The sequence below is a fragment of the Spirosoma endbachense genome (assembly GCF_010233585.1).
Taxonomy (GTDB): Bacteria; Bacteroidota; Bacteroidia; order Cytophagales; family Spirosomataceae; genus Spirosoma; species Spirosoma endbachense.
The window spans coordinates 6,900,979-6,926,397 of record NZ_CP045997.1 but is presented as its reverse complement, the minus strand read 5'-3'; the positions used below and the strand labels follow the sequence as shown (position 1 = coordinate 6,926,397).

At 48.7% G+C, this 25,419-nt stretch carries 17 protein-coding genes; 11 read left to right on the top strand and 6 right to left on the bottom strand.

The window, feature by feature from the left end; genetic code table 11:
* Nucleotides 1-4 precede the first annotated feature (4 nt).
* Nucleotides 5-2,338, top strand: a complete 2,334-nt coding sequence (locus tag GJR95_RS28240) for a carbohydrate binding family 9 domain-containing protein (RefSeq protein WP_162389046.1) — start codon at nucleotides 5-7, stop codon at nucleotides 2,336-2,338.
* Nucleotides 2,339-2,483: 145 nt separating this feature from the next.
* Here GJR95_RS28240 and rnr read toward each other — a convergent pair whose 3' ends face one another.
* From rnr to lipB, 4 genes are all read right to left on the bottom strand, one after another.
* The gene (gene rnr, locus GJR95_RS28235; protein ID WP_162389045.1) at nucleotides 2,484-4,946 is read right to left on the bottom strand and encodes a ribonuclease R; all 2,463 of its coding nucleotides are present in this window, start codon (nucleotides 4,944-4,946) and stop codon (nucleotides 2,484-2,486) included.
* Between the two features lie 127 nt (nucleotides 4,947-5,073).
* Nucleotides 5,074-5,811, bottom strand: coding sequence for a 3'-5' exonuclease (locus GJR95_RS28230; protein ID WP_162389044.1), 738 nt, complete (start codon nucleotides 5,809-5,811; stop codon nucleotides 5,074-5,076).
* 81 nt (nucleotides 5,812-5,892) lie between these two features.
* Complete coding sequence (locus tag GJR95_RS28225) at nucleotides 5,893-6,297, bottom strand: hypothetical protein (RefSeq protein ID WP_162389043.1); 405 nt, start codon at nucleotides 6,295-6,297, stop codon at nucleotides 5,893-5,895.
* Nucleotides 6,298-6,325: 28 nt separating this feature from the next.
* Nucleotides 6,326-7,075 carry a lipoyl(octanoyl) transferase LipB gene (lipB, locus tag GJR95_RS28220; protein WP_162389042.1) on the bottom strand — a complete coding sequence of 250 codons (750 nt, stop codon included), beginning with the start codon at nucleotides 7,073-7,075 and terminating at the stop codon, nucleotides 6,326-6,328.
* Nucleotides 7,076-7,177: 102 nt separating this feature from the next.
* Here lipB and GJR95_RS28215 point away from each other — a divergent pair, with 102 nt between their 5' ends.
* From GJR95_RS28215 to GJR95_RS28170, 10 genes are all read left to right on the top strand, one after another.
* Nucleotides 7,178-7,531 carry a YraN family protein gene (locus GJR95_RS28215; protein ID WP_162389041.1) on the top strand — a complete coding sequence of 118 codons (354 nt, stop codon included), beginning with the start codon at nucleotides 7,178-7,180 and terminating at the stop codon, nucleotides 7,529-7,531.
* A gap of 104 nt (nucleotides 7,532-7,635) precedes the next feature.
* Nucleotides 7,636-9,069, top strand: coding sequence for a S41 family peptidase (locus GJR95_RS28210; RefSeq protein WP_162389040.1), 1,434 nt, complete (start codon nucleotides 7,636-7,638; stop codon nucleotides 9,067-9,069).
* 191 nt (nucleotides 9,070-9,260) lie between these two features.
* Complete coding sequence (locus GJR95_RS28205) at nucleotides 9,261-10,730, top strand: TonB-dependent receptor (RefSeq protein WP_162389039.1); 1,470 nt, start codon at nucleotides 9,261-9,263, stop codon at nucleotides 10,728-10,730.
* Nucleotides 10,731-11,154: 424 nt separating this feature from the next.
* A complete protein-coding gene (locus GJR95_RS28200) occupies nucleotides 11,155-14,451 on the top strand; it encodes a SusC/RagA family TonB-linked outer membrane protein (protein ID WP_162389038.1) in 3,297 nt (1,098 codons plus the stop codon).
* 18 nt (nucleotides 14,452-14,469) lie between these two features.
* Nucleotides 14,470-16,323: a RagB/SusD family nutrient uptake outer membrane protein gene (locus tag GJR95_RS28195; RefSeq protein WP_162389037.1), complete on the top strand. Its 1,854-nt coding sequence runs from the start codon at nucleotides 14,470-14,472 to the stop codon at nucleotides 16,321-16,323.
* A gap of 94 nt (nucleotides 16,324-16,417) precedes the next feature.
* A complete protein-coding gene (locus GJR95_RS28190) occupies nucleotides 16,418-19,813 on the top strand; it encodes a VCBS repeat-containing protein (protein WP_162389036.1) in 3,396 nt (1,131 codons plus the stop codon).
* 199 nt (nucleotides 19,814-20,012) lie between these two features.
* Nucleotides 20,013-20,687, top strand: a complete 675-nt coding sequence (locus tag GJR95_RS28185) for a hypothetical protein (protein WP_162389035.1) — start codon at nucleotides 20,013-20,015, stop codon at nucleotides 20,685-20,687.
* 20 nt (nucleotides 20,688-20,707) lie between these two features.
* Nucleotides 20,708-21,949 carry a glycerophosphodiester phosphodiesterase gene (locus tag GJR95_RS28180; RefSeq protein WP_232540882.1) on the top strand — a complete coding sequence of 414 codons (1,242 nt, stop codon included), beginning with the start codon at nucleotides 20,708-20,710 and terminating at the stop codon, nucleotides 21,947-21,949.
* Nucleotides 21,950-21,953: 4 nt separating this feature from the next.
* Entirely contained in the window at nucleotides 21,954-22,676 is a 723-nt protein-coding gene (locus GJR95_RS28175) for a hypothetical protein (RefSeq protein WP_162389033.1), read from the top strand.
* 95 nt (nucleotides 22,677-22,771) lie between these two features.
* Nucleotides 22,772-23,647 (top strand): metallophosphoesterase family protein, encoded by an 876-nt coding sequence (locus GJR95_RS28170; protein WP_162389032.1) that lies wholly within the window; start codon nucleotides 22,772-22,774, stop codon nucleotides 23,645-23,647.
* Nucleotides 23,648-23,652: 5 nt separating this feature from the next.
* On the opposite strand, the gene GJR95_RS28165 is transcribed toward GJR95_RS28170, so the two are convergent.
* Nucleotides 23,653-24,444: a hypothetical protein gene (locus GJR95_RS28165; RefSeq protein WP_232540881.1), complete on the bottom strand. Its 792-nt coding sequence runs from the start codon at nucleotides 24,442-24,444 to the stop codon at nucleotides 23,653-23,655.
* A 20-nt stretch (nucleotides 24,445-24,464) separates the two neighbouring features.
* The gene (locus GJR95_RS28160) at nucleotides 24,465-25,415 is read right to left on the bottom strand and encodes a hypothetical protein (RefSeq protein ID WP_162389031.1); all 951 of its coding nucleotides are present in this window, start codon (nucleotides 25,413-25,415) and stop codon (nucleotides 24,465-24,467) included.
* Nucleotides 25,416-25,419: the final 4 nt, after the last annotated feature.

Below are 25,419 nucleotides of genomic sequence, written 5' to 3'. Positions count from 1 at the left end.
TGTTATGCCGCCCGCCCTGTTACGCTATTTTTTTATCGTATTACTACTTCCCTGTAAACTAGTTGCACAGACCTCTACGGTCATTGTTCCTAATACGGAACAGTCGGATGGCGTTCAAGGTGATTCGATTCGGGAAGATGCAACTCCAGTTGGTGGGCAATCGGTTATTTTTTCTCCGGCAAAAAAACGCCGGGTTATTCAGGCAACAGAAATCAGTGAACGCCTGAAAATTGATGGCCATCTGGAAGAAGCTGCCTGGAAACAGGCCAAATCCGTTCGGAGATTTATCCAGGTAGATCCGAAACAGGGGAAGGCCGCTTCCTTTGATACTGACGTTCGGGTGCTCTTTAACCGGAACTTCCTATACATTGCAGCCATAAACCAGGACTCATCGGGCCGAAAAGCGCTGCGTGTACCAAACTTCAAGCGTGATTTTTCGGCACAGTCGCATGATCTGTTCGGTGTATCGATCGATGGATTTAATGATCAGCGCAATGCCATGGCTTTCTCAACCAATCCATATGGTACGCAGCGTGATTGGCTATCCTTTGACGATTTTCTGTACGATATGGACTGGGATGGTCTTTGGAAAGTCCGCACGAGCCGAACAGACTCAGGTTGGGTAGCCGAAATACAGATTCCATGGCAGACGTTACGGTACGCCCGATCGGCAGACTCGACGCAATCGTGGGGGATTAATTTTTCCAGAAATCGGCGTTTTTCGAATGAACTATCAGCCTGGTCGCCCTATCCGAGGGCGTTTACGTCAACTCGTATGGCCTATGCCGGACTAATTACCGGCTTGAAGCCACCGCCCCCGTCGCCAAATATTCGCGTTCAGCCCTACACACTCATTGCCGACGATCGTTACAACGGCTCAGAAGTGGGAAATCGGGGAAATACGAAGCTAAAAATAGGAGGTGATCTTAAGTGGGCGATCAACCCAAACACAGTTCTGGATGTGACCCTGAATACCGATTTTGCCCAGGCTGATGTTGATCGGCAAGTCAACAATCTCACTCGATTTTCGGTGCTTTTTCCCGAACGGCGGGCTTTCTTTCTGGAGAATGCCAGTTTATTTGGCGCTGGTCTGCCCGGAAATGCAAATACGGGAGAGGGTGGTAGCATGGTGATTCAGCCGTTTTTCAGCCGGACAGTTGGGCTTGCTACCCTTCCTGACGGCACTAGTGCTCCCGTTCCGATTGATGCTGGAGCGCGACTGGTATATCGATCGCTCAATCGGAACTATGGTGGAATGTATATTCGGCAGCGCGGTATTCCGGGTAGCCCCGCCACTGATTTTGCAGTGGGGCGTTACGTCGAAAATGTTGGCAAACAGAATCGCATCGGCGGCTTGTTCACAATTAAGAATGTGCACGATGAAGACAGTCTTAAAGGCCACCAAAATGGCACGTTTGCTCTTGATGGTTTTTTCAGGCTGGGACAGTCTCTATCCTATAGCGCCATGGTTATTGGCTCAATCACATCGGGTAATAGCGATCAGGGAATGGCCGCTTACAGCCAGCTTACCTATCGCTCAAATCAGGTAGTCGGTTGGTTAACCCAATCGATCGTGACGAAGAGCTTCAATCCTGAGATGGGATTTGTCTCTCGCAGCGATGTAATTGCCACTACTCCGGGTTTTTATTTAGTGAACCGGGCCAAATGGTTGCCTAAATGGGTTCGTAATTTCGAGCCGGGCTTCTTTGTGGAGCTTTATCACAAAGCCTCAACGGGCTATTTACAGGAAGCTCAGTACAATGCCAATCCAATCTGGCTGACGTTTCAGAACGGAGGTAACTTGGGGCTGTTTGTGAAACCAACCTTTCAGCGATTAGATGATGGCGATTACCGGCCGCTAGACCTCAGCATTGCATCGGGTAAATACCGCTACGTTCGTTATCAGGCTATGTTTAACAGTGACCCGTCGAAGAAGGTATCGTATCAATTTTCGGGTGAAACGGGTCGGTATTACGATGGTCGATTAAATTATGGCCGGGCCTCGCTGATTCTCGCGCCAATACCGCACGCGGCTTTTACCCTAAATGCTGAGGTGAATGAGTTTAAGGATGTTGGCGAGTATTCGGGAACAATTAAGCTGTATAGTATTGAAAGCCGTCTGGCTGTGAATCCGCGGTTACAGTTGATCAGCTTTTTTCAGCGGAATACGTATACCGATAAGGACGTGTGGAATATCCGCCTGGCCTGGGAGTTTCAACCACTATCGTTCCTCTACATAGTTTATAACCACGGAACCTACGCCGGATCAGTTCGGACGATGGATCGCCAGCAGGAACAGCATATTATCGGCAAGTTGTCGTATCTAAAACAGTTTTAACTAGTGACTTTAGGTTAAGAAAGCGCGAAAGCCACTCCCGGATTGAGGAGTGGCTTTTTTGTCTGTTATAAGCACATACTTCGTGGCTATATATCATGAATGCCATTCGGCTGAGTAATGGCATTCGTGGCCAATGTTAACTGGCTTACCGGCGTCCCCGGCCTCCGCGCCGGTTCTCACCTTTTGCCGCCGGACCATCACTACGCCGTGATGAAGACCGTCCCTGCGAAGCAGCACGACCCGTACTGCGTCGGCCCGACTGACGACTGGACCCCGTATCCTGAGCATGACCGGCTTTGTCGCTGACCAGCAAAAAGTCCATACTTCGGCGGGCAAGGTTTGTGTCCTTAACACGCACTTCTACCTGATCGCCGAAGGTGTACATCTTTTTGTGACGCTGGCCAATAATGCGATAGTTATCCTTATCAAATTCGTAGAAATCGTCGTTCAGATCCTGCATTCGAACGAGACCTTCGCAGTTGTTTTCCGTGATTTCAACGAAAATGCCAAACTCAGTGACGCCCGAGATGACTCCTTCAAACGTCCGGCCAGGGTCCATACGGCTCATGAACTCAACCTGTTTATATTTGATACTGGCCCGCTCGGCATCGGAAGCCATCTTTTCACGCGCTGAGGCATGTTTACACTGGTCTTCCAGCGGATCGCGCTCAACGGGTTTCCCTTTGTCCAGATAGTGTTGCAGCAATCGGTGCGCCATCATGTCAGGGTAGCGACGAATGGGGGAGGTGAAGTGCGAATAGCGCCGGAAAGCCAGCCCAAAATGGCCCAGGTCTTCGGTACTATACCGTGCCTTCGACATGGTTCGAACGGCTAATTGTTGCAGCATATTCGCTTCTGGCTTTCCTTCGATGCTGGCCATAAACCGATTCATCGAGCTGGATAAATGGTCGTCATCCAGTTTGAGTTTATAGCCCAGTCGACCGGCAAAGTCGGCAAACTGCTGTAATTTCTGATCGTCGGGCCCTTCGTGAACCCGATAAACCATCGTGTTTTCCTGTCCGCCTTTGTTTCGTTTCGACAACGAATGCACGAATTCGGCTACGCGCTTATTGGCCAGTAGCATAAACTCCTCAATGAGTTTGTTCGTGTCCTGTCGAAGTTTTGGATAAACCGACAATGGCACCCCGTTCTCATCGAGCTTAAACCGTACTTCAACCGTTTCGAAGTTAATGGCGCCCTGTTTGAAACGCTCATCACGCAGTTTATAAGCCAGTTCGTTCAGAAGTTGAAGTTCAGCCAGGTAATCACCTTTACTGTTGTTCAGAATATCCTGCGCTTCTTCGTACGAAAACCGACGATTCGAGTGAATAGCCGTTCGGCCAAACCATTCGTTCACAATTTTCGCGTCGGGCGTCAGTTCAAATACTGCCGAAAAAGTAAGCTTGTCTTCATTGGGCCGTAACGAGCACAGGCCATTCGACAATTTTTCGGGAAGCATAGGCACGACACGGTCTACCAGATAAACCGATGTGGCACGTTTAAATGCTTCTTCTTCAAGCTTCGAGCCGGGTAGAACATAGTGGGTAACATCAGCGATGTGAATCCCAATTTCGTAATTGCCATTGTCGAGCATCTGTACCGACAGGGCATCATCAAAATCTTTCGCATCAACCGGGTCGATCGTGAACGTCGTCACGTCGCGCATGTCGCGCCGTTTGGCCAGATCCTTTTTCTGAATTTTGGTCGGAATGGCTTCGGCTTCCTGCTCCACATCCTCCGGGAAATGGATAGGCAGACCAAACTCGGCCAGAATGGCGTGCATTTCCGTATTGTTCTGACCGGCCACGCCCAGCACCGTAACGACTTCGCCTTCAAAGCGCTGTTTACTGCTATGAGGATCGGGATATTTTGTCAGACGAACAATTACCTTATCGCCATCATTTGCGGCCCCGAGTTTTTCCTTGGAAATAAAAATGTCGTCGTAGATTTTCTTGCTGTCGGGTATAACGAAACCGTAGGTTGGCCATACCTCAATACGACCAACAAGTTCAGTGCGCCCGCGCTCAATGATGTTTGCCACTTTACCCTCGATTCGGCGCCCCCGGTTTCGCGAGTCCGTAAAGCGGACAACGCGCACCCGGTCGCCATCAACAGCTCCGGCAAGATCTTCGGTCGATACCCAGATATCGTCGTTACGATCGGCCCGGCTACCTGTGGGCGATGTCGGAATGACAAAGGCAAAGCGGGAATTAACGTGATCAACTACGCCCTCGATGAGGTTCGCATCTTCGTCGGCACGATAACTACCGTCAGCTTGACGGATCAACGAGCCTTCGTCGGTTAGTTCGCCGATAAGACCGTGTACGATCAGTTTCATTTTCCGGTCAAATACGTCGAAGTGTTCGAGAACCTGATCCTGCGTAAATGACTCGGCATTGTTAATTTGGAAAAACGCCATGAGGTCGTTCTTCAATTCGTCTAAATAAGAGTCAGCCTGTATAATTGGCCTGACTTTATTGGCTTGTTTGTCCAGACCCTTCTCCCGTGGGCGGGCCGTGGCTGATTTTCCGGTGCTGGAGCCTGCCCCTGCGGGCCGGGTCTCACCAGACCGGGAATATTTATTTTGTTTCGGTTTTCCGTTTCTCATCTAAAATTGCTCAACTCTATGGGTGAGCGAAAATGGTTAAACACAGAGCAGACTAACGATTTCACAGAGTTCACAGAGGCCCCTGCGTGCTCTGTTTGACTCTTTCTCTCTGTGTTTATGTAATCCGTCAGTCACTCATGACTATGTGCTCGTCGGCCACGAGCGGGGCACCTACCATGCGCATATACACCTGAACGAGCATGACCACTGAGTCGCGTGCATACTGCTCAATGCGGGGCCAGTCGTGTTCCCGGTAGTACACTTCGCTGGTGCGGTCGCCCATCCATTCGAGTGGGCGCGTTGGTATGTTCAATACGGCGGCAAGCAAATCGAGCGGTACGAAATGTCGCTTATCGCCGTACTGCCAGTGTTCCAGGGTATCCTTATGCAGGATTTCCCAGGGTTTTTTGCCTGAAATCTGTAACGCAGCGGGCAAGGGCAATCCATTGACCATCAGGCGTCGACACAGGTAAGGGAAATCAAATTCCTTGCCATTGTGGGCGCAGAAAATTAATTCTCCGGGCGGATATCGGTTAACGATGGTCAGAAACTCCTGCAGAATCGCAACTTCGTCGTCGTTACTGAGGAGTTTAACTTTCAGGTGTGGCTTATCTCCTTCGTCGAAAAATAAACCGCCAACTCCTATGCAGATAATTTTACCGAATTCGGCAAAGAAAGACGCCCGGCGATCGTACCAGCCAGCGGCCGAAATTTCTTCTTCACTCTTAAAGTAGCGGCTTTTTTCCTCCCACTGCCGCTGTAAACGTGGCTCTACCGACAGTAACGACGGTTCACCGGCTACTGTTTTGAGATCAATAAAGAGGAAGTTTTTTAGTCGACGTTTCCAGGAGACGGCTTGAGGCATAGGTTTTAGGAATGCGGACATCCTGCCCGCTATAGGCTTTTTCGGCAGGCAGGATGCGACAATAGCCGTTCTGACCGCTACTTACTCATGCAAAATCCCCTCCAGACCCAACGCAGGTACAGTAACGAGATTTTCTTCGACAATACTGTCTGGCACGAAGATAAACTTTTTGTCGAAAATCTGATCGCCAATAAAGTAGCTAACCCAATACTCGTTATTCAGGTGAAAAACGTCGGGCATGATGGACTCAACTACCTCATAGGCACCGGGTTGAACCTCCACGAAGAAATGCCGCAACGTGGATGTTTTCTGCTCCTCTTCGTTTAAAAGGCCATAACCTTTCGACGTTACGAACACCGTTTTGATCGGCACATCGTTCTGGTTGATCAAAAATACCTGCCAATCATATCCGCTTACTTCATTCTCTTTACGGGCAATTACTATCTGTACGCCCTCAACGGGCAAAAAATTGATGTCTTTTTTCATGTTCAGTAACGCGGATTTCCTCCCGCGTTTATGCCAACAAGGTGCGGGTAGAAACCCGCGTTACTAGATTCATTTCAAACAACTCCGCCAGATGCTCTCCAACGCGACTGGCAACTTCTTCCAGCGGAACAGGGCGTCCTACTTCCATGGCCAGCGACGTCACTGCTTTATCAGTAATGCCACAGGGGATAATATGGCCAAAATAACTCAAATCTGTATTGACGTTCAAGGCAAAACCATGCATCGTTACCCAACGGCTTGCTTTTACGCCCATTGCACAAATTTTACGCGGGTTAGCGCCACCGTCATAATCAAGCCAGACACCAGTCAGACCATCAATTCTGCCAGCATTGAGGCCATAATCGGCCAGTGTCAGAATAATGGATTCTTCCAATAACCGCATGTACCGGTGAATATCGGTAAAGAAATTATCTAAATCCAGGATCGGGTAACCCACCAACTGACCAGGGCCATGATAGGTGATGTCGCCACCACGCCGGATTTTAAAGAATGAAGCCCCAAATTCATGGGCAAGCCGAGCCTCGTCTACCAGCAGATTGTCTTCATGACCACTTGTGCCGAGGGTGTACACGTGCGGATGTTCACAAAACAACAGGTAGTTGGATGTAAGCTGTTGCTCATCCGAGGAGCGCGATCGATTCAGCAGTTTCTGATTGACAATGTCGGTAAATAAACGTTCCTGCTCATCCCAGGCCGCCTGATACTCAATCAATCCTAATTCCCGAACCTCAACTTGCTTATTGACGCGACTATTCATTGCTTTACAAAAAACGAAGCGGCCATACCGGCCTCCACTCTCTGAATAACAAGCAGAAAGGCAGATTTCGTTCGATTCGTAACTTGTTAACAAAGTCTATTAATGGCCCAACACAATGAAACCGGCAAGCAGGGCGAAGCTGAAGCGGTTCGCTATCTGCAAGAAAAAGGCTATGAAGTCATGGCCAGAAATTACCGCCACCAACACGCAGAAATTGACCTTATCGCCAAAAAAGGAAAACTACTTGTCTTCGTGGAAGTTAAAACGCGTACCAATCTTAGCTATGGCAATCCTGAACAATTTGTATCCTACACAAAATCCCGATTGGTCATGAAAGCCGCCGAGCATTATATCTTCGCACATGACTGGTTTCACGATATCCGTTTCGATATTATCGCCGTCGCCATGTCGGGCAATGAATTACGAATCACGCATATTGAGGATGCATTCTGTTGACTCTGATTGGTAGAACCTGCATTGTACTATCTTGTTTTCAACTAAATTATTTTAGTGCTATTTACGTTATTACAAAGCAATTACGCTTGATTCACACAAACTTTATGACGAGATACTCTCTGCTGCGTCCCGCTCTGCTTTTGACGATTTCGGGTGCGCTTATGCTTGCTTCCTGTAAGAAAGACTCCGATGTTAATCCAATCGCTTCCAACAAGGAAGTAAACGATTGGATTTTATCGAATATGAAGTATTACTACCTCTGGAACGACAGGATTCCAGCAAACCCAGACACATCGCTAGCCCCCGACAAGTTCTTTTATTCGCTGCTGTATGATTATACAAACACCGCCAATGTCAATCGGGATCGATTTTCCTGGATTCAGGCGAGTGCCGACGAACTCAAAGCGTCATTGAGTGGACAATCCAAGTCGACGGGTCTGGAGTACCGACTGTACTATAAAGGCCAGTCCAGGACTGATATTGTTGGTTCTGTTCTGTATGTACTTCCTGGCTCACCGGCCGCTGCTGCCGGGTTCAAGCGTGGTGATATTTTTACGAAAGTGAATGGACAGGCATTAACGGGCACTAACTATGCGAGTCTGTTAGCCGCCGATGCGTTAACTTTTGGCATGGCCACACTGGTGAATGGTACGCCCACAGATACTGATCAGACAAGACAGGTGAATCCTATTGTGCTTCAGGAAGATCCGGTTTTGCTCGACACAACCTATACAATTGGCGGTAAAACGGTCGGTTATGTGGTTTACAACCAGTTCATTCCTGGCGTATTTAAACCCAGTGGCGAGGCAGATAAAACGTATGACACCAAGCTGGACAATATTTTTGGTAAGTTCAAGCAGAAAGGTGTCAATGAACTAGTTCTGGACTTACGCTATAATAGGGGCGGTTATGTGAGTTCGTCAACAAACTTAGCCAGCCTCATGGGTAAAAATATTGACGGATCAAAAGTATTCTATACACAGCAGTGGAATAGTACTGTCACCGCCGATCGTGATAAGAAAAACGGTGCTGGCTGGAATACAGAGAAGTTTTCGGCCAAAGCTACCAATATTGGCGCAAATCTGAGTCGGGTCTTTGTCCTTACCTCAGGCAGTACGGCTTCGGCCAGTGAGTTGATTATCAATGGTCTTCGCCCATTCATGACTATAACCACTATTGGTACAACTACCGTGGGCAAGAACGTTGGCTCCATTACGCTCTCCGACGATACGAAACGAATTAAATGGGGTATGCAACCGCTGACCTTCAAATCGGCGAATGCACAGGGCTTTTCCGATTATGCCACTGGTTTTGTACCCGCCGTTGAAGTGAGCGAGCCATCGCTGGGTATGAAAGCATTCGGTACTCTAAGTGAGCCTTTACTGGGCGAAGCAATTTACCAGATCACAGGAACACGAACAACTGCCCGTCGGGGTGTTGGAACGGCTGAGATTTTAACCGGAATTTCATCATCGCTGGATCGTAAGGCCGGAGGTGGTAATATGTTTATAGAAACGCCCGGAGAATTGCTTAAGTAATAAGGTTTCCTCGCTTAATCCCAAAAGACAACCCAGGCGGTTGTCTTTTTATTTGTTAGACTAAACGTTGGCAAAGCAAATAATGTCTAAGTGGCAGAACAACAATTTCATAATCGACGTTTGTGGATACAAGGGGCATGGCTTTTGTTCCTTTGTATCCGTAACTTTAGCAGCAGCAACCTGCCAATACCATGTACGAAAAAAATATAGGCACTAAACAGAAAGCATTACGAATCAACCTTGACCGCCGTATTTACGGCTCTTTTGCGGAGATTGGAGCGGGGCAGGAAACAGCGGCCATGTTTTTTAAGGCCGGTGGTTCGTCAGGCACCATCGCCAAAACAATGTCGGCCTACGACATGACGTTCAGTGACTCAATTTATGGTGTCGAAGAAAGTGGGCGCTACGTCGTTGAATCCCGACTGGTTAAGATGCTTACCAAAGAATACAGCCTGTTAGAGAAACGATTAGCAGAAAAACGTGGTCCTGATACCACGTTTTTTGCGTTTGCAAACACGGTAGTAGCCCTCAATTATCAAAAAACCAACGACGCCCACGGCTGGATCGGGTGCCGGTTTCAGCTAACACCACAGGGTGGCTACAACGATGTGATAATTCACGTCAGGATGCTGGATAACGAAAATGTCCTGCAACAGCAGGCACTTGGCGTGATAGGCGTTAACCTGATCTATGGGTGTTACTACTACGCTAAATCGCCCGAAACACTGGTCTTATCGCTCATGGACGATCTCTTGCCTGAGCGAATCCAGATTGATATGATTCGGTTTAGCGGACCCGATTTTGCTGATGTCGACAATCGATTGATGAGCCTGCACCTGGTAAAAAATAGCTTTACCGATGCGGCTCTGTTTGGTCCTGATGGTCAGGTACTACAGCCCTCCGAAGCGCTTTATAAAAAGAATATTCTGGTCATGCGTGGACGCTTGCGTCCAGTCACGAATGTTCAGATGGATATGATCGAAAATGGCCTGAAGCAGTTCAGGGCCGAGCCCGATGTCGATGAAAATCGGGTCGTTTCGATGGCCGAATTGACGCTTCACAACCTGAAAGCCAATGATCAGGGGATAGACGAGAAGGATTTTCTGGACCGGGTGGATATTTTGTGTTCTATGGGGCAGACGGTCATGATCTCCAACTACCTGGAGTATTATAAGCTGGTTGCTTATCTGGCAAAGCTAACACGCCTGAAAATCGGACTGGTCGTCGGTATTCCTAACCTGGAATATATTTTCGAAGAAGGGCACTACGAGTTTCTGCCAGGTGGTATTTTAGAGTCATTTGCCACACTATTTAGCCGGAAGGTCAAGCTATTCGTTTACCCGACCCTGCGTAACAATAAGATTTACAGTTGTAAGGAATTTCAGTTGCCACCAACGCTGGAACCGTTATTCAATTATCTCTCCCGCAACGATAAAATAGAGGACATTCGTGATTACAACGAAGCGAACCTGCATATTTCAACCGATCATGTCCTCGAAATGATACAGTCGGGTGAGGACGGATGGGAAGAGATGGTTCCGGAGCGCGTAGCCAAACAAATTAAGGACAATTGTCTATTTGGCTACCCTTGCGAAGTCGAGTATGTACCGATTGGACAACAAGTAAGGCAACAACAGGAAGAGCAGGTTACCGGCACCTAGCAGAAAAGATAGCTAATCAAAACAGACGGGCGGCTGGCACTCACTAGTAAGTGCCAGCCGCCCGTCTGTTTTGATGAATATTCAGCGTAAGAAGTAGGCTTTTCGACTGATTCAAGGCCGGGTTTGTGGATCTATCACATCGTTACAGGCCCATTTATTGGCCGAAATAGACGGGAATTATGTTTCTGATTGGAAGTCTACTATAACAAAAAACTATTCTTATGTTAATGTGATTTATGGTGAAAAGAGAGTATAAATACTTGGCTTCCTGTTCATTGTCTGATTCTTTTTTACCTTGATATGTATATGTTTATTCCTATTGGAGATAAAATAAGGTAAAAAAAACTAAATACTGATTAAGATAAAGTCAGTAGATGAGTAGTACTATTTACTTTATCCTGTTGAACAAAAACAGGATAATTTCATGAAAAAACTATTTACCAACAAGAGGTCCCTCTGTGGGGAAAGGGTACCTTTTGCGAAAAATGTTGGGCAGGCCCGCGGAAGTACTGCCGGTATCCTGCTGATATTTTGCCTTCTCTGTTCGGTAAGTGCATTCGCACAGACGAAAGTTTCCGGTAAAGTTGCTGATAGTCAGGGCTTAGCGCTGCCAGGTGTAAGCATATTGATTAAAGGGACAACCACCGGAACTGTTACTACAGCAGAGGGTGATTATACATTGAACGCACCTAGTGGAAACTCCACACTGGTTTTCTCCTACATCGGGTATACTACACAGGAAATACCTATTAACGGTAGAAATACCATTAGCATTACGCTGGCTTCAGACGATAAAATGTTAAATGAAGTTGTCGTAGTTGGTTACGGTGAGCAGAAAAAAGAAACAGTAACTGGCTCCGTAGCGACTGTAAAAGGAAGCGATCTGGTTAAATCGCCGGCTACTAACCTGAGTAACTCCATTGCGGGCCGGATGCCGGGTGTCATTGCAACCAACGCCAGTGGCGAACCGGGTTATGACGGTGCCAAAATTCGTATTCGGGGGTCTAATACGCTTGGTAATAATGATGCCCTGATCGTTATCGATGGTGTGCCTGCCCGGGCAGGGGGCCTGGATCGGATTAACCCCGCCGATATCGAAAGCATGTCTGTCCTGAAAGATGCGTCGGCGGCTATTTATGGTTCGCGGGCTGCTAACGGCGTTATCCTGATCACCACCAAACGGGGCAAAACGGGTAAGCCTGATCTTTCCTACAGCTTCAATCAGGGCTGGGGACAGCCAACCGTCATTCCCAAAATGGCAAGTGCGGCCGAATACGCCCAGTTGAACAATGAGATCAACTTGTATAACCTGCCTGCTCAGTACTGGAAAGATGCTAATACCGCTTTCAATACAACAGGTACTTTTACTCGTCCTGATAATGGCGCTATCGCCAAGGCTGCTTTTACGCCTGATGATATCAAGAAATTCCAGGATGGTTCGGACCCCTGGGCACACCCCAATACGGACTGGTTTGGTGAAGCACTAAAAACGTGGTCTCCTCAAACACGGCATACATTGCAGTTAGTGGGCGGTAGCGAAAATGTTAAATACCTGGCGTCGGCTAATTACCAGAATCAGGATGGCTACTACAAAAATTCAGCAACCGGCTACAAGCAGTATGATTTCCGACTAAACCTGGATGCTAAAGTCAATAAGTATATCAATACGGTTATTGGCGTAGTTGGTCGTCAGGAAAACCGGTTTTTCCCAACAGTAGGTGCTGGGGCAATCTTCCGGATGCTGATGCGGGGCTATCCTAATAAACCGGCTTTCTGGCCGACAGGACAGCCTGCTCCTGATATTGAAAATGGTCAGCAGCCGGTTCTGGTCACGACCAGCGCTACGGGTTACGATAAGGACACGCGCTATTATCTGCAAAGCAACGCCAGCGTGAACATCACTAACCCCTGGATTCCTGGCTTGAAATTCAGCGGTAGCGTAGCTTTAGATAAGTACATTCAGCAGGGCAAACGCTGGGAAACACCCTGGTTTGTTTACAGCTGGGATTATACATCCTATGACGCGAACAAGCAGCCTATCCTTCAGCGTGTGCAGAAAGGACCCGCTCAGGCCCAACTTAACCAGTACACGAACGATCAGTTCAACTCGCTGCTATCGGGTATCCTAAGCTACGATCATGTGTTTGGAGGTGATCATGCGGTGACATTACTGGCCGGGATCACTAAAGAACAGTCCAATTCAAATGGATTCTTCGCTTTTCGGAAGTATTTTGCTTCTACCGCCATTGATCAGCTGTTTGCAGGTGGTAGCGCCGAGAAAAATTCAGGCAATAACCCCGCAAATACGCCTATTTGGCAGCGTGCCCGCATGAGCTATTTTGGTCGGGCAGGGTACAACTTTAAAGAAAAGTACCTCGCTGAATTTCTGTGGCGATACGATGGTTCGTATATGTTTCCGGCCAATAGCCGTTGGGGTTTCTTCCCCGGTATATCGGCAGGCTGGCGTATCTCTGAAGAAGATTTCTTCAAGAAAAGCTTACCCGCTGTTAGTTCGCTCAAACTGCGGGCGTCATGGGGTCAGTTGGGTAACGACCAGGTTTATTTCAATGATGCACTGCGCGAATATGATTACCTGCCTACCTATGCTTATGGCGACGTAGTAAACTCGGCTTGGGGCTACGTAACGGGCGGACAGGTAGCGCAGACGCTGTACGAAAACGGTGTGCCAAACACGAGCTTAACCTGGGAGGTTGCCAACAATGCGGACATTGGTCTGGAAGGATCGTTGTTTAATGGAAAAGTTTTCTTCGAATTCGATGTCTTCCAAAACAAGCGGTCGAATATCCTGTGGCGGAAAAGTGCTTCAATTCCACAAACAACCGGCGCTACATTACCCGCTACTAACATCGGTAAGGTGACCAATAAAGGATATGAGTTCCGGATTGGTTACAACGGTGAGGTGGGTGACCTGAAATATAGCGTGAGTGTGAATGGTGGTTATGCCAAGAACCAAATTACGTTCTGGGATGAAACACCAGGTGCTCCTGAATGGCAGCGTTCGACGGGTAAGCCTATTCCAAGCAACGTGAATGATCCGAATCAGCAGAATGGTACGCTTCTGTACCAGTATGATGGTATTTTCTCTACCCAGGCTGATATCGATGCCAACAAGCTGGATTACAGTGGTGTTGGTGCCAGCTTACTACGGCCTGGTGATATGAAACTCAAGGATATCAACGGCGATGGTAAAATTAATGGCGACGACCGCGTACGGGCCGACCGAAACAACCAGCCTCGTTTTCAGGGCGGTTTCAATGCCTCTCTGCGCTACAAGAATTTTGACTTGAGTATTCTTGTACAGGGATCGACTGGCGGGCAGATCTTCCTGCAAACGGAATCGGGTACGATTGGTAACTTCCTCAAATACAGCTACGATCACCGCTGGACAGTGGATAACCCAAGCACCGTCGATCCGCGGATTGTTGACCGCAGTAACCAGTATTTCTCGAACGGCACCAGCTACTGGCTGAAGAGTACGGACTATGCCCGGTTAAAGAACCTGGAACTGGGTTATACGCTTCCCGGAAAAATTGGCAGCAAAATTGGCCTGAATAGCCTGCGGATTTATGTGAACGGCCTGAATCTGGTAACCTACTCACCCTCGATGAAAGGTCTGTTCGATCCTGAATCTACCAGCGGTAGTGCACAGTACTATCCCCAGGCTCGGGTTATCAACACGGGTTTATCTGTTAGTTTCTAAACGATCAATCAGCACATTATGAACTATATAATAAAGTGCCTGTCGTTCAGCCTGGTTGTTGGTGTGACGATGGTGGCCTGTAACAGTGATTTTCTGAATACGCAGCCTCTCGATAAGGTGTCGGGTGATGCGGTCTGGGCTGACCAGTCCTTGTCAGAAGCGTTCGTAACGGATGTTTACAACGGGCTTCGCGACGGTATTCTGGAACAGATGAATTTTGACTGTCAGACCGATAATGCTCTCTATAGCTTTGGTAAACAGGATGTTAACGAAGCAAACGTAAGCCCTTCAAACCTGGGGACGGTTAAAAATACGATGGCCTGGTCTGATGTATATCCACGGATTCGGGCCGCTAACATCGCTATTTTTAATCTGACCAAGCCTAAGTTTGACAATAGCAGTGGCATAGCCGACCGGATGAAAGGCGAAATGTATTTCATGCGCGGTTATTTCTACAATCAGTTGCTGCGCTATTATGGTGGAATTCCCATCATCAAGTCGCCTTATACCTTGAATGAAGCCGACTTTACCGTCGCCCGGAACACGTATGAGGAGTGTGTCAATGCGATTGTGAGTGATCTGGATTCGGCTGCTATTCTGCTAAAAGGAAAAACCCTTACGAGTGGCCGCGCAACAGTAGGTGCGGCTTTAGCGCTGAAAGCACGGGTGCTCTTGTATGCAGCCAGTGATCTGCACGACATTCCGACCGCAAAAGCCAAATCGAGCGTTATTGCCAGTTTCACCAAGCCTGAGTTGCTGGGGTATGTTAGTGGCGACCGCACAGCTCGCTGGCAGAAAGCGAAAGACGCGGCCAAAGCAGTTATGGATCTGAATCAGTATGGCTACAAGCTAAATCTGACCGCGCCCGTTACAGCCGCCGAAGGACAGCAGAACTACATCAATCTATACCTGTCACGGAGCGGTGGCGAAGCGGATGGTATTTTCCTGAAATACTATATCCGGGCTTCGTTCGACGATTGGGGTTCCTGGTATCCGCGCAACAACATGCCGAACGGCTATCATGGCTGGACCTCCAGCGAGCCGACTCAGAACCTGGTAGACAGCTATGAAATGATGGACGGCACGAAGTTCGACTGGAAGAACGCTACCCACGCGGCTGCTCCCTACGAAAACCGTGACCCTCGTTTCTACGCGTCGATTCTGTTTGATGGTGCTCAGTGGAAACCCCGCACGCCAGATGGCGCCGGGATTGATCCGGCTGGTCAGATCCAAATGGGTGAATATGAGGTAGGTACTGCTGGCAGCGCTACCAAATATTCCGGTCTGGATACGCGTAACAGCTCAATCGAAAACTGGAACGGTACCTGGACAGGTTACGCCATCCGGAAATTCATGGATCCTGATCCAACGCTCGTCGATCAGAATATTCGCCAGGAAGTGCCTTCGATTCAAATTCGGTTTACGGAAGTCGTATTAAACTACGCTGAAGCCTGTATGGCTCTGGGGCAGGAGGCTGAAGCCAAAACCTGGATCAATAGAGTTCGCTTCCGGGTGGGTATGCCAGCTATTACCGAAACAGGAGCTGCGCTCGCTGCGCGTTATCAGAACGAACGGAATATCGAAATGCTGTTTGAAGAACAGCGATTCTACGATGTACGGCGCTGGATGACAGCACCAACCGCCTTAGGAAAACAGGCCCAGATTATCATTATTACGGGTAAGCTGAAACCGGGCAAGTCGGTGACGACCTATAAGTACAATAAGGACAACTATACCTATTCGTATAGTGTACAGGATTTGGGAACGGGTAAGGAAAACCGGAAGTGGGCCGACAAAATCTACTTCCTGCCAATTAGCCGCGATGAAATAAACCGGAACAATAAACTGGTTCAGAATCCCGGTTACGAGTAAAAAAGTGAGTATTTATTCTTAATGAAAATGTCAGTACTGCTTAGTCAGCGCTGACATTTTCTGCTTTATTTAGCTGTACTTTATTCTTAATACATTGCGCTACACAGCCCTAAGTACCTATTTTTTGCTCTGCATTGCTGGCGTTTTAGTATTGTCTGGATGTAATTCATCCACCGACAAAGGCGCAACCAGCAACGGGTCTCCACTCTTTACATCGCTCACCCCCGAACAGACGGGCATTACATTCGCCAATAATCTGACCGAGGGCCTGAACACAAACGTGCTGATGTACGAATACTTCTACAATGGTGGCGGTGTGGCGGTTGGTGATCTGAATGGGGATGGATTGGAGGATATCTACTTCAGCGGCAACATGGTTCCTAATCAGTTATACCTGAATAAAGGGAACATGAAGTTTACCGACGTAACGGCAACGGCCGGTGTTGCCGGACGCGAAGGCCCCTGGCGAACCGGTGTTTCAATGGCTGATGTCAACGGCGATGGGCGACTTGATCTGTTTGTTTGCTATTCTGGTAGTTTGCCGCCTTTCAAGCGAGTGCCCCAGTTATTCATTAACGATGGGCCCGATGCCCAGGGAACTCCTCACTTTTCAGATCAAACGGTGCAATGGGGGCTAGACAAACCCGGCCAGACGACGCAGGGCACGTTTTTCGATTACGACCGCGACGGTGATCTGGACTTATTCCTGCTGAATCATAATCCGCGTCTTTTACCCGTACTTGATCCAGGGCCAACATCGGCTTTATTGAAACAAAGTAATCCAGAGATTGGCGTTCGTTTACTAAAGAATACCGGAAAGAGTTTTGAGGATGTTACCGAACGTTCGGGGTTGAGCAGTTCTGTGTTGAGTTATGGGTTGGGATTGGGCGTATCTGACCTGAATGCTGATGGCTGGCCTGATCTGTACATCTCCAACGATTATACCATACCCGATTACCTGTATCTGAATAATCAGGACGGCACGTTTACGAATCAGCTAAAAAATAGCATCCGCCACACATCCCAATTCTCGATGGGTAATGATGTCGCCGATGTCAATAACGATGCCCGGCCCGACATTCTGACGCTCGATATGCTGCCTGAAGATAACCGGCGGCAGAAATTATTGATGGCTCCCGATAACTACGAAAAGTTCGACCTTGCCGTAGCGTCTGGGTTTCATTATCAGCATATGCGCAATATGCTCCAGATCAATGAGGGCGGAGAAATAAAGGCACGCAAAACGGTGCCGGTTTTCAGCGAAATTGGCCAGCTGGCAGGTGTTTCGAATACGGACTGGAGCTGGTCGCCCCTGCTGGCCGACTACGACAATGACGGCTGGAAAGACCTGTATGTGACAAACGGCTACGTCCGGGATTATACGAATCAGGATTTCCTGAAGTATATGACCGACTACATGCAGAACAGGCCCGCTAATTTCAGTCGCGAAGATGTGCTCGAACTGGTGCATAAAATCCCTTCGTCGAACGTCATGAATTATATGTTCCGCAATCGAGGGGGCGATACAGCGGGGGAAGTTACGTTTACCAACGTTGCTGCTGATTGGGGACTAACGCAAACATCGAACAGTACGGGGGCTGCCTATGCCGATCTGGACAACGATGGCGACCTTGACCTGATTGTCAATAATACGAATCAACCAGCCTTTGTTTTTCAGAACGAAACCAGTAAGGAACGAAACCATCATTATCTGTCCGTGCAACTCACGGGCTCGGGCGCCAATACGCAGGGAGTAGGGGCTAAAGTAACCCTGTACAGTGCCGGGAAGCAGCAGTATGTCGAGCAAATGCCAACCCGTGGCTATCAGTCGAGCATGTCGCCACGGCTCCATTTTGGCTTAGGCACGCGTGCAACAATAGATTCGCTGCGTGTTGTCTGGCCAACGGGAAAGCAACAGGTATTGACGAACGTGAAAGGAGATCAACTCCTGAAAATACAGGAAAAAGAGGCCAGCTCGACCTACAGCCCGCCACTTGCTGCACCCGCTATGTTTAAGGAAGTGAAAGCACCACTGGCTTTTGCCGACCCAGTAAACACGGCCAACGATTTTAAGCGGCAAACGCTGTTGGTCAATGCACAGTCGTTCAATGGCCCCTGTCTGGTAAAGGCCGATGTGAATGGCGATGGCCGAGAGGATATCTATGCCGGAGGCAGTGGTGAGCAGGCCGGAACGTTATTTATCCAACAGGCAAACAATCAATTCAGCCGACTGGTACAGCCTGACTTTGAGGCTGATAAGGCGTATAACGATGCCGATGCTGTTTTTTTTGATGCCAATGCCGATGGCTTTCCTGATCTCTACGTGTGCAGTGGCTACTACGGTAATTTAATGCCCGATGACCGATTGTTGCAGGATCGGCTGTACCTGAACGATGGTAAAGGGCACTTTACGAAAAGTTCGAACGCGTTGCCCGCCTTGCAAACCAGTGCGGGTTGTGTGCGGGTAGGTGATGCCAACATGGATGGACGACCCGACCTGTTTGTGGGTGGCAGGGTAGTACCGGGCCGATACCCTGAATCGCCGAAGAGTTATTTGCTCATCAACGATGGGCAGGGGAAACTTCCTCATTTTAGCGACAAAACGGCTCAGTTGGCTCCACTACTCGCCCAAATCGGAATGGTTACGGATGCGGCCTGGACCGATCTCAATGCTGATCGTAAGCCTGAACTGGTCGTGGTTGGCGAATGGATGCCGGTTTCGGTGTTTTCGTGGGAAAACGGTCGGTTGACCGACCAGACTCAGGCGTATCTTGGCAAAGAGTATCGCGGCTGGTGGAATAAATTAGTAGTCGATGATTTTAATGGCGATGGTCGGCCTGATCTGGTGATTGGTAATCAAGGTCTGAACACACAATGCCGGGCCAGCGAACAGGAGCCCGCCGAACTCTACTACAAAGATTTCGACAAAAACGGGAAAATAGATCCAATTCTGTGCCTGTATGTACAAGGTAAAAGCTACCCTCATGCCACCCGCGACGAGTTGCTTGAGCAGGTCGGTATGTTAAGGCATCGCTTTACGAATTATGAGAGTTATTCGAATGCTACCCTTGCCGACGTGTTTAAGGAAGAAGAATTACGCGATGCGTCGAAACTGACGGCTACTTATCTTAAAACAGCCTATTTTGCCAGTACGCCATCTGGCAAACTCGCTGAAAAGCCATTGCCACTGGCTGTACAGACAGCCCCGATCTTCACGTTAACCACTCTTGATTATGATCATGATGGGCGAAAAGACCTGCTTTTATGCGGAAACACATCGAAAGCCCGATTACGGTTTGGCCGCTCAGACGCCAATGCCGGTCTTCTGCTGCGGGGCGATGGGCGGGGAAATTTTTCGGCAGTACCTCAATCACAGTCGGGGTTTGAACTAACGGGCGATGTTCGGTCTGTAGTGCCAATCGGTAATTCGTTGCTGTTTGGTATTAATCAACAACCGTTAAGGGCCTACGCGGGTTTCAAGCCCTTGTAAGCCCTACTTTTCAATCAGAGCAGACTGTCGGAAGAAAATTTCATTCTTCCGACGGTCTGTCTTAACATAATTCGATCTGAAGTAGTTTACATCCATCAGTGCGTCTGTTTTATCACGTAACTAGGTGGCCACCATTCGAAACACATGTAAGAAAATTTGCGGGTTAGCGAGTCTGATCGCTATAACTGCATCGGTTGTTATGGCACAGCGAGTGCCAGCTTCAGAGTGGCCCGATCAGCCGGAAATCTACTTTCCGCAAGCGCCTGTTCCCGGCAAATGGCGCATGTCCATTGGGGCTGTTTTCACGACAACGCCCCCTGAGTTGACCGAAGAGATCCGGGTAAGTGTTCCCGCAATTGATTTCAATCTTCAGCGCGGTTTAACGAAGCATTTATTTGCGGTGAGTCGATTGCAGACGCAGATCGTGCAGAGTAACCTGATGTTAGGGCTACGCTGGGCTACTCCGCTTACGGATCGGCTGTATTTGGCTGCTGGCTATGATCTAACGGGCTGGTTCGGGGCTCTACAGATCAAAGATGTGTTTAATAGTCAGGCCTATGGTGTGCAGAGTTTTCCAAACTTATCGGTTGGTTATCGATTGACGAGAGACCTGGAGTTAACGGTGAAAGCGGAAGCGATCATGGATCTGTATTACCGCTCGAAGGTGGGAAATCTGGCCGTTGTCTATGATCGGCGGCAGGTTAATGGAGTGGCTTTTACATTCATGCTGGAGCAGCCTTTTTATAATAATCGTCACGTATCGGTAGGTTTCAGAGCGGCTTATTCCAACTTCAACTGGCAGCTTTGGTCATTATACGACACATTTGACCGCAATCTGTTATATCCACAACTCATTTTCGGCTTTATCCTGTGATGCGATCAGCATATTTATTAATGAGCCTGTTACTTCTGCTCTTGGTTGGATGCCAGAAGGACTACGAAGCTCCTGTACCGTACACCTTTACCAATAAACCGGGGGCAGGTAAGTTTACGCCGGCTATTCGGCGTGCCATGGAAGGCGTTTATAGGGTTACGGACGGCGCTGGTCTGTTTGGAGATCAGGTAGCGCTGAAATGGACCTATACCAATGAAGGTACTGATACGACGCATTATTTGTCCGTCTTTACCGGACTTGATGCCGGTTTTTTCAACCTCGAAATCAATGCCAAAACAGATAGTCTGGCGATGGCTGGTTACTGGAGAAAATTGGTAAATACGAGAACAGGGCTGGCCCGGTTAGCGGTTCGGGTCAGACATAGCGGACGGCTACAGGCATTTACGGGGAGTCTGGTCGAAGGGGATACACTGGTCATGGAGGGCATGTATGGTGAAAATTCAACGCAGCCAACGCAAAAACTAACATTGGCCTATAGCAGGCCACTTAATCGCAGACCATTCTCGATTATGGCGCACCGGAGTGGTGGCCGAACATCCGATTTATTACCCGCGTCCGAAAATTCGGTTGAGATCATTAAACTGGCCTCACGCCTTGGGGCAACTGGTATTGAAATCGATGTGCGCTATACTAAAGATGGCGTACCTATTTTGTATCACGACAACACGCTTAACCTAAGGCTGGTACAGAAAAATGGGTTAGCTGGCCCGGTCGAAAACTATACCTATCAGCAGCTAAGTTCATTGATCAGGCTCATAAATGGCGAAAAAATTCCAACGCTGGAAGAGGCATTGGAGACAGTTGTCAACAACACATCGCTGGAATTTGTCTGGCTTGATACGAAATACATAGGCCCAATGGATAAAGTACAGGCCATTCAACAAAAATACCGGCAGAAAGCTATTCTGGCCCGGCGAAATCTCCGAATAGTCATTGGCCTTCCAAGTACTGATGCTGTTGAATCCTACAAAGCGCTCAGCGATAAAGAGAATACGCCCATTCTGTGTGAACTGGATACCTCGATCACCCGAAATTTGAATGCCCGGATCTGGGCACCCCGCTGGACACTTGGCCCGCAAACAGAAGAAGTGAAAGCCATGCAGGCTGAAGGACGAACCGTATTCGTCTGGACACTCGATGAGCCTGAATTTATCCGTGAGTTCATTGCCGAAAATTCATTTGATGGTATTCTGTCAAACTATTCGCCGGTAGTTGCCTATTATCATTACGTAGACCAGTAATCGTATGGGAATTCGTTTATATATAGCCGGATTGGTCGTTGGCCTGATACTGAGCAGCGATCTGGCAAACGCTCAGGAAAGACGACGCTCGACAGATTCGACCCGAACCCGCCGGTATGGGCGGTTATCCGGCGACTCAACGCGAATCAGACCACGCTTGCCTGACTCCATACGAACCCGTCGCTGGGACTATGCGCTCGTTGTAACGGCTGGTGGTGGCCTGTCGTACTATTCGACGCATCTGGGCGTTCCACCGGGACTGGAGCAGGCCCGTATCAGTCGGTTTGGCGTTCCTGCATCGCTCCGGGTCATGTGGTACCCCGACCATCGGCTCCGGGTGGGAGTAGAAACCGGCTGGACAACCATGTATAGCTATCGTGGGCAGGTTCTGGGCGAACGAACTCATGTATATGTGTCGGCAGTGCCCGTGTTATTGGTATTTTCAATGCCATTGGCTTGGGTGAGAGGGTTTGAGCAAAATCTGGTTCGGCGGATGGCCGTGACCGTCGGAACGGGTGCTTATGTAAACCATTCGAGGCTGGATTATGCGGGAAAAGTAGAGTCAAATACAATTAGTTTGGGCTGGATGGCGGCCGCTTCATACACCTATCCGGTTGGGCGTCGTTTTAGAATCGCTGGCGAATTAAAATGGTATGATGCGGTAGCCGTTGAAAATGCTGCCTTTACAGCCGAACTACAACTGGTTTGGCGTGCGTTTTCGTGGTAACGTGATTTTGGAGTTTGAATCGGACCATACCAGCAAGCTATAATGCCGATTCAAATACGAAACTGACACCGATAAAATTGACTTGGTAAGACGTTATGAATCAGGAAGATCATAAAAAAGAGATTCTATTTTTGAGTGATACGCAAGCCCCGATGTGGGTTGAGCGGTTAGTGCTGCGAGCACACCAGAACACCAAAGCGACAACCACAATCTTTGCTGAAATCATACGATTGAAACCCGCCGTACTTTATTGGCTCGGTGACATTGTATCGCTGGGCTACAGGAATAATAAGTGGCGGATTATTGATCAGTTTCTGGCGAAATGTACCGAAGTAGGCACCGCGGTCTATGCGATTATGGGTAACCATGACGTGATGGGCCGTCCCCGAAAAGGCGCCCGGAATTTCCAGCAACGCTTTCCGGAACACAGTCCTACCGGCTACATAAAAACCACCGATGGCATCGCTGTAGTCATGTTGAACTCTAATTTCGGCATACTGTCTGTTGCTGATCTGGTGAAACAGCAAACCTGGTATGAACAGACGCTTCGTGATCTGGATGCCGACCCGAATGTGAACGTTATTATCGTCACCTGCCACCACGCTCCGTACTCAAACAGCAAACTGGTTGGTTCCTCGAAGCTGGTTCAGCAACGATTTGTGCCTGCCTATACCAAATCGCAAAAGGGGCGGCTGTTTATTACAGGGCATTCGCACGCTTTCGAGCGATACCAGTTTGAGGGAAAAGAGTTTCTGGTCATTGGCGGGGGCGGGGGCCTCCGACAGCCATTGAATATGTCGCCAAGCCGCCTTCCCGATATGGCAACGACGTATAAACCCCTATTCCACTACCTTGCCGTTCGTCGCCAGGGAGATGGCCTTATACTAACATCATACTGTTTACGAAAGGATTTTTCGGGCTTTGATCAGGGCTACCAGTTCACGATTCAGGCAGAAGTGCCCGTATCCTAGCATAATCATTCTTCAGCCACCGTTCCGACGCCCAATTCCGAGAACAGCGTCTGCCAGTATTGCGTTACGGCAGGGTTATTTTCCTTGACGGATGCGTTCGGCTCAAACGGCAGGATCATCGTAATATCTGGACTACCGAGGGTGTAGCGCTTCAATTGTTCCGCATCCAGTTTGGCCCACTCGTCGGCCTGGGCGTTATCCTTGGGTGGCTTTACCTGGAAATCACGTCGGCCGGTGCCCTTTACGCTTTCAATCATGTCGCTCAGGTAATACACTTTCACGGTGGCTCCGGTCTCGTTGGCTTTGGCAATGACGGGCAAACTGGCCCAAATATCAGTTTCCTGGTTGGATGATCCTGAGTTCTGGGCAACTAACTGTTGTAATACGCGCTGACGAATCTGGGCTTTCTCCTTAGAAAGAGTCATCGCAAATTCGGTTTCGGCCGTTTCTCGGTCGGTTGGGCTGGCTGCCGATACATCATCCATTTCAGAGCGAACCGATACGTTGAGGGCCCGGGCTTTCGAGGTGTTTTCATGGATAAAATACACCTCGAGCCGGTCGCCTTTTTGCCGGACATTCTGGTCGATAAGGTCAGTAATGGCCTGTTGGTATTTCTGGGCTACGAATGCCTTATTGATATTGACACTGCGGGTCTTATCCAGAAAAATCAGGGTGTATGTTGGGCCTTCCGTGTCTACTTTGGGTTTCTCTTTATCGCCGGAACAGGCCAGCAGAGCTGTCAGGTAAAAGCCAACTATGGCCCAACCAAGCGTGGCAATGGGGAACGTACGTTTCATAGTGTAGTAAATGCCTGACCTTACCGGGTTGATACCAATAATTGCCGTAACGTGCTGTCTGCGGGGGCGTTGTGGTTCCAGTAATCGGTCAAAATAGTTTTCTTTAAAACGGCTCTGGAGGTCAGAAGGTTATCTTTGCTCTTGTAGATTTCTTCCCAGCCCACAATTTTGTGGGGAAACTGGCTCTCGAAAATTATTGTCAGCGTCCGGTCGTCAGTCGGGTATTCGATGACATACGATTTGAGAAGTTTGCCCGGATACAAAACCCCTTCGTACTTGTCTATTTTTAGTTTGGCGGGTAAGGGCTCAAGTCGTTTGTGGCGCAATCGGGCCGCCATTGTACCGGGAATTAGCTGAATTTCGCCGGTAGGAAGTTTGTCTGGATTTATCCGGATTCGATTCCAGAGTTCATCTTCCAGCATGGCTTTCTCAACCGTGTAGTCTTCGTCAACCTCTTTCTCGAAATACGATTTCCCATTCACCAAGTAGCCATTGTTGCGGTAGTTGAGCTGAATATAGCTATGACCGCACCATTCCTGTCCTGATGTGCTGACTTTCAGCGTGTTTGGGAATAGTGGATTGCTAATTGGGGTGAAGACCGATGTAAAGAGTGAATAATCGTAAATACCGGTCACGAATTTTTTTGATATATTCGTTTTAAGGACTGGCACCGATTTATCGTGGCTTTCTGGTGTTTCTGATTTTACCTGTTTGTCGGTTCGGAAATCTTCCGTCACAAAAATCAGCACTGCTTCGCCCGGATTGAGCGCTCCGTACTGCGCCTGTTCGAGCCGATAGCTGTTCAACTCAGCTTTACCCGTAAACCAGTAACTACCGAAATCTGCCGGGGCTGCGTTAGCTGTGCCTGAATTGCCAGTCGGTTGCTGCTGGAAGATGGTCGCTTTCATGGCGAAAGCGAATATAACGGCCAGGGCGAGAACAATGAGTAGGAAGTTTTTCTGAACAAACATAGAT

Bases quoted from the DNA above. Each gene is read 5' to 3' on its own strand.
- GJR95_RS28195 (WP_162389037.1), top strand. From the start codon at position 14,470: ATGAACTATATAATAAAGTGCCTGTCGTTCAGCCTGGTTGTTGGTGTG.
- GJR95_RS28180 (WP_232540882.1), top strand. From the start codon at position 20,708: ATGAGCCTGTTACTTCTGCTCTTGGTTGGATGCCAGAAGGACTACGAA.
- GJR95_RS28240 (WP_162389046.1), top strand. From the start codon at position 5: ATGCCGCCCGCCCTGTTACGCTATTTTTTTATCGTATTACTACTTCCC.
- GJR95_RS28165 (WP_232540881.1), bottom strand. From the start codon at position 24,444: ATGAAACGTACGTTCCCCATTGCCACGCTTGGTTGGGCCATAGTTGGC.
- lipB (WP_162389042.1), bottom strand. From the start codon at position 7,075: ATGAATAGTCGCGTCAATAAGCAAGTTGAGGTTCGGGAATTAGGATTG.
- GJR95_RS28200 (WP_162389038.1), top strand. From the start codon at position 11,155: ATGAAAAAACTATTTACCAACAAGAGGTCCCTCTGTGGGGAAAGGGTA.
- GJR95_RS28170 (WP_162389032.1), top strand. From the start codon at position 22,772: ATGAATCAGGAAGATCATAAAAAAGAGATTCTATTTTTGAGTGATACG.
- GJR95_RS28175 (WP_162389033.1), top strand. From the start codon at position 21,954: ATGGGAATTCGTTTATATATAGCCGGATTGGTCGTTGGCCTGATACTG.
- GJR95_RS28160 (WP_162389031.1), bottom strand. From the start codon at position 25,415: ATGTTTGTTCAGAAAAACTTCCTACTCATTGTTCTCGCCCTGGCCGTT.
- GJR95_RS28185 (WP_162389035.1), top strand. From the start codon at position 20,013: ATGGCACAGCGAGTGCCAGCTTCAGAGTGGCCCGATCAGCCGGAAATC.
- GJR95_RS28210 (WP_162389040.1), top strand. From the start codon at position 7,636: ATGACGAGATACTCTCTGCTGCGTCCCGCTCTGCTTTTGACGATTTCG.
- GJR95_RS28215 (WP_162389041.1), top strand. From the start codon at position 7,178: ATGGCCCAACACAATGAAACCGGCAAGCAGGGCGAAGCTGAAGCGGTT.
- rnr (WP_162389045.1), bottom strand. From the start codon at position 4,946: ATGAGAAACGGAAAACCGAAACAAAATAAATATTCCCGGTCTGGTGAG.
- GJR95_RS28205 (WP_162389039.1), top strand. From the start codon at position 9,261: ATGTACGAAAAAAATATAGGCACTAAACAGAAAGCATTACGAATCAAC.
- GJR95_RS28230 (WP_162389044.1), bottom strand. From the start codon at position 5,811: ATGCCTCAAGCCGTCTCCTGGAAACGTCGACTAAAAAACTTCCTCTTT.
- GJR95_RS28225 (WP_162389043.1), bottom strand. From the start codon at position 6,297: ATGAAAAAAGACATCAATTTTTTGCCCGTTGAGGGCGTACAGATAGTA.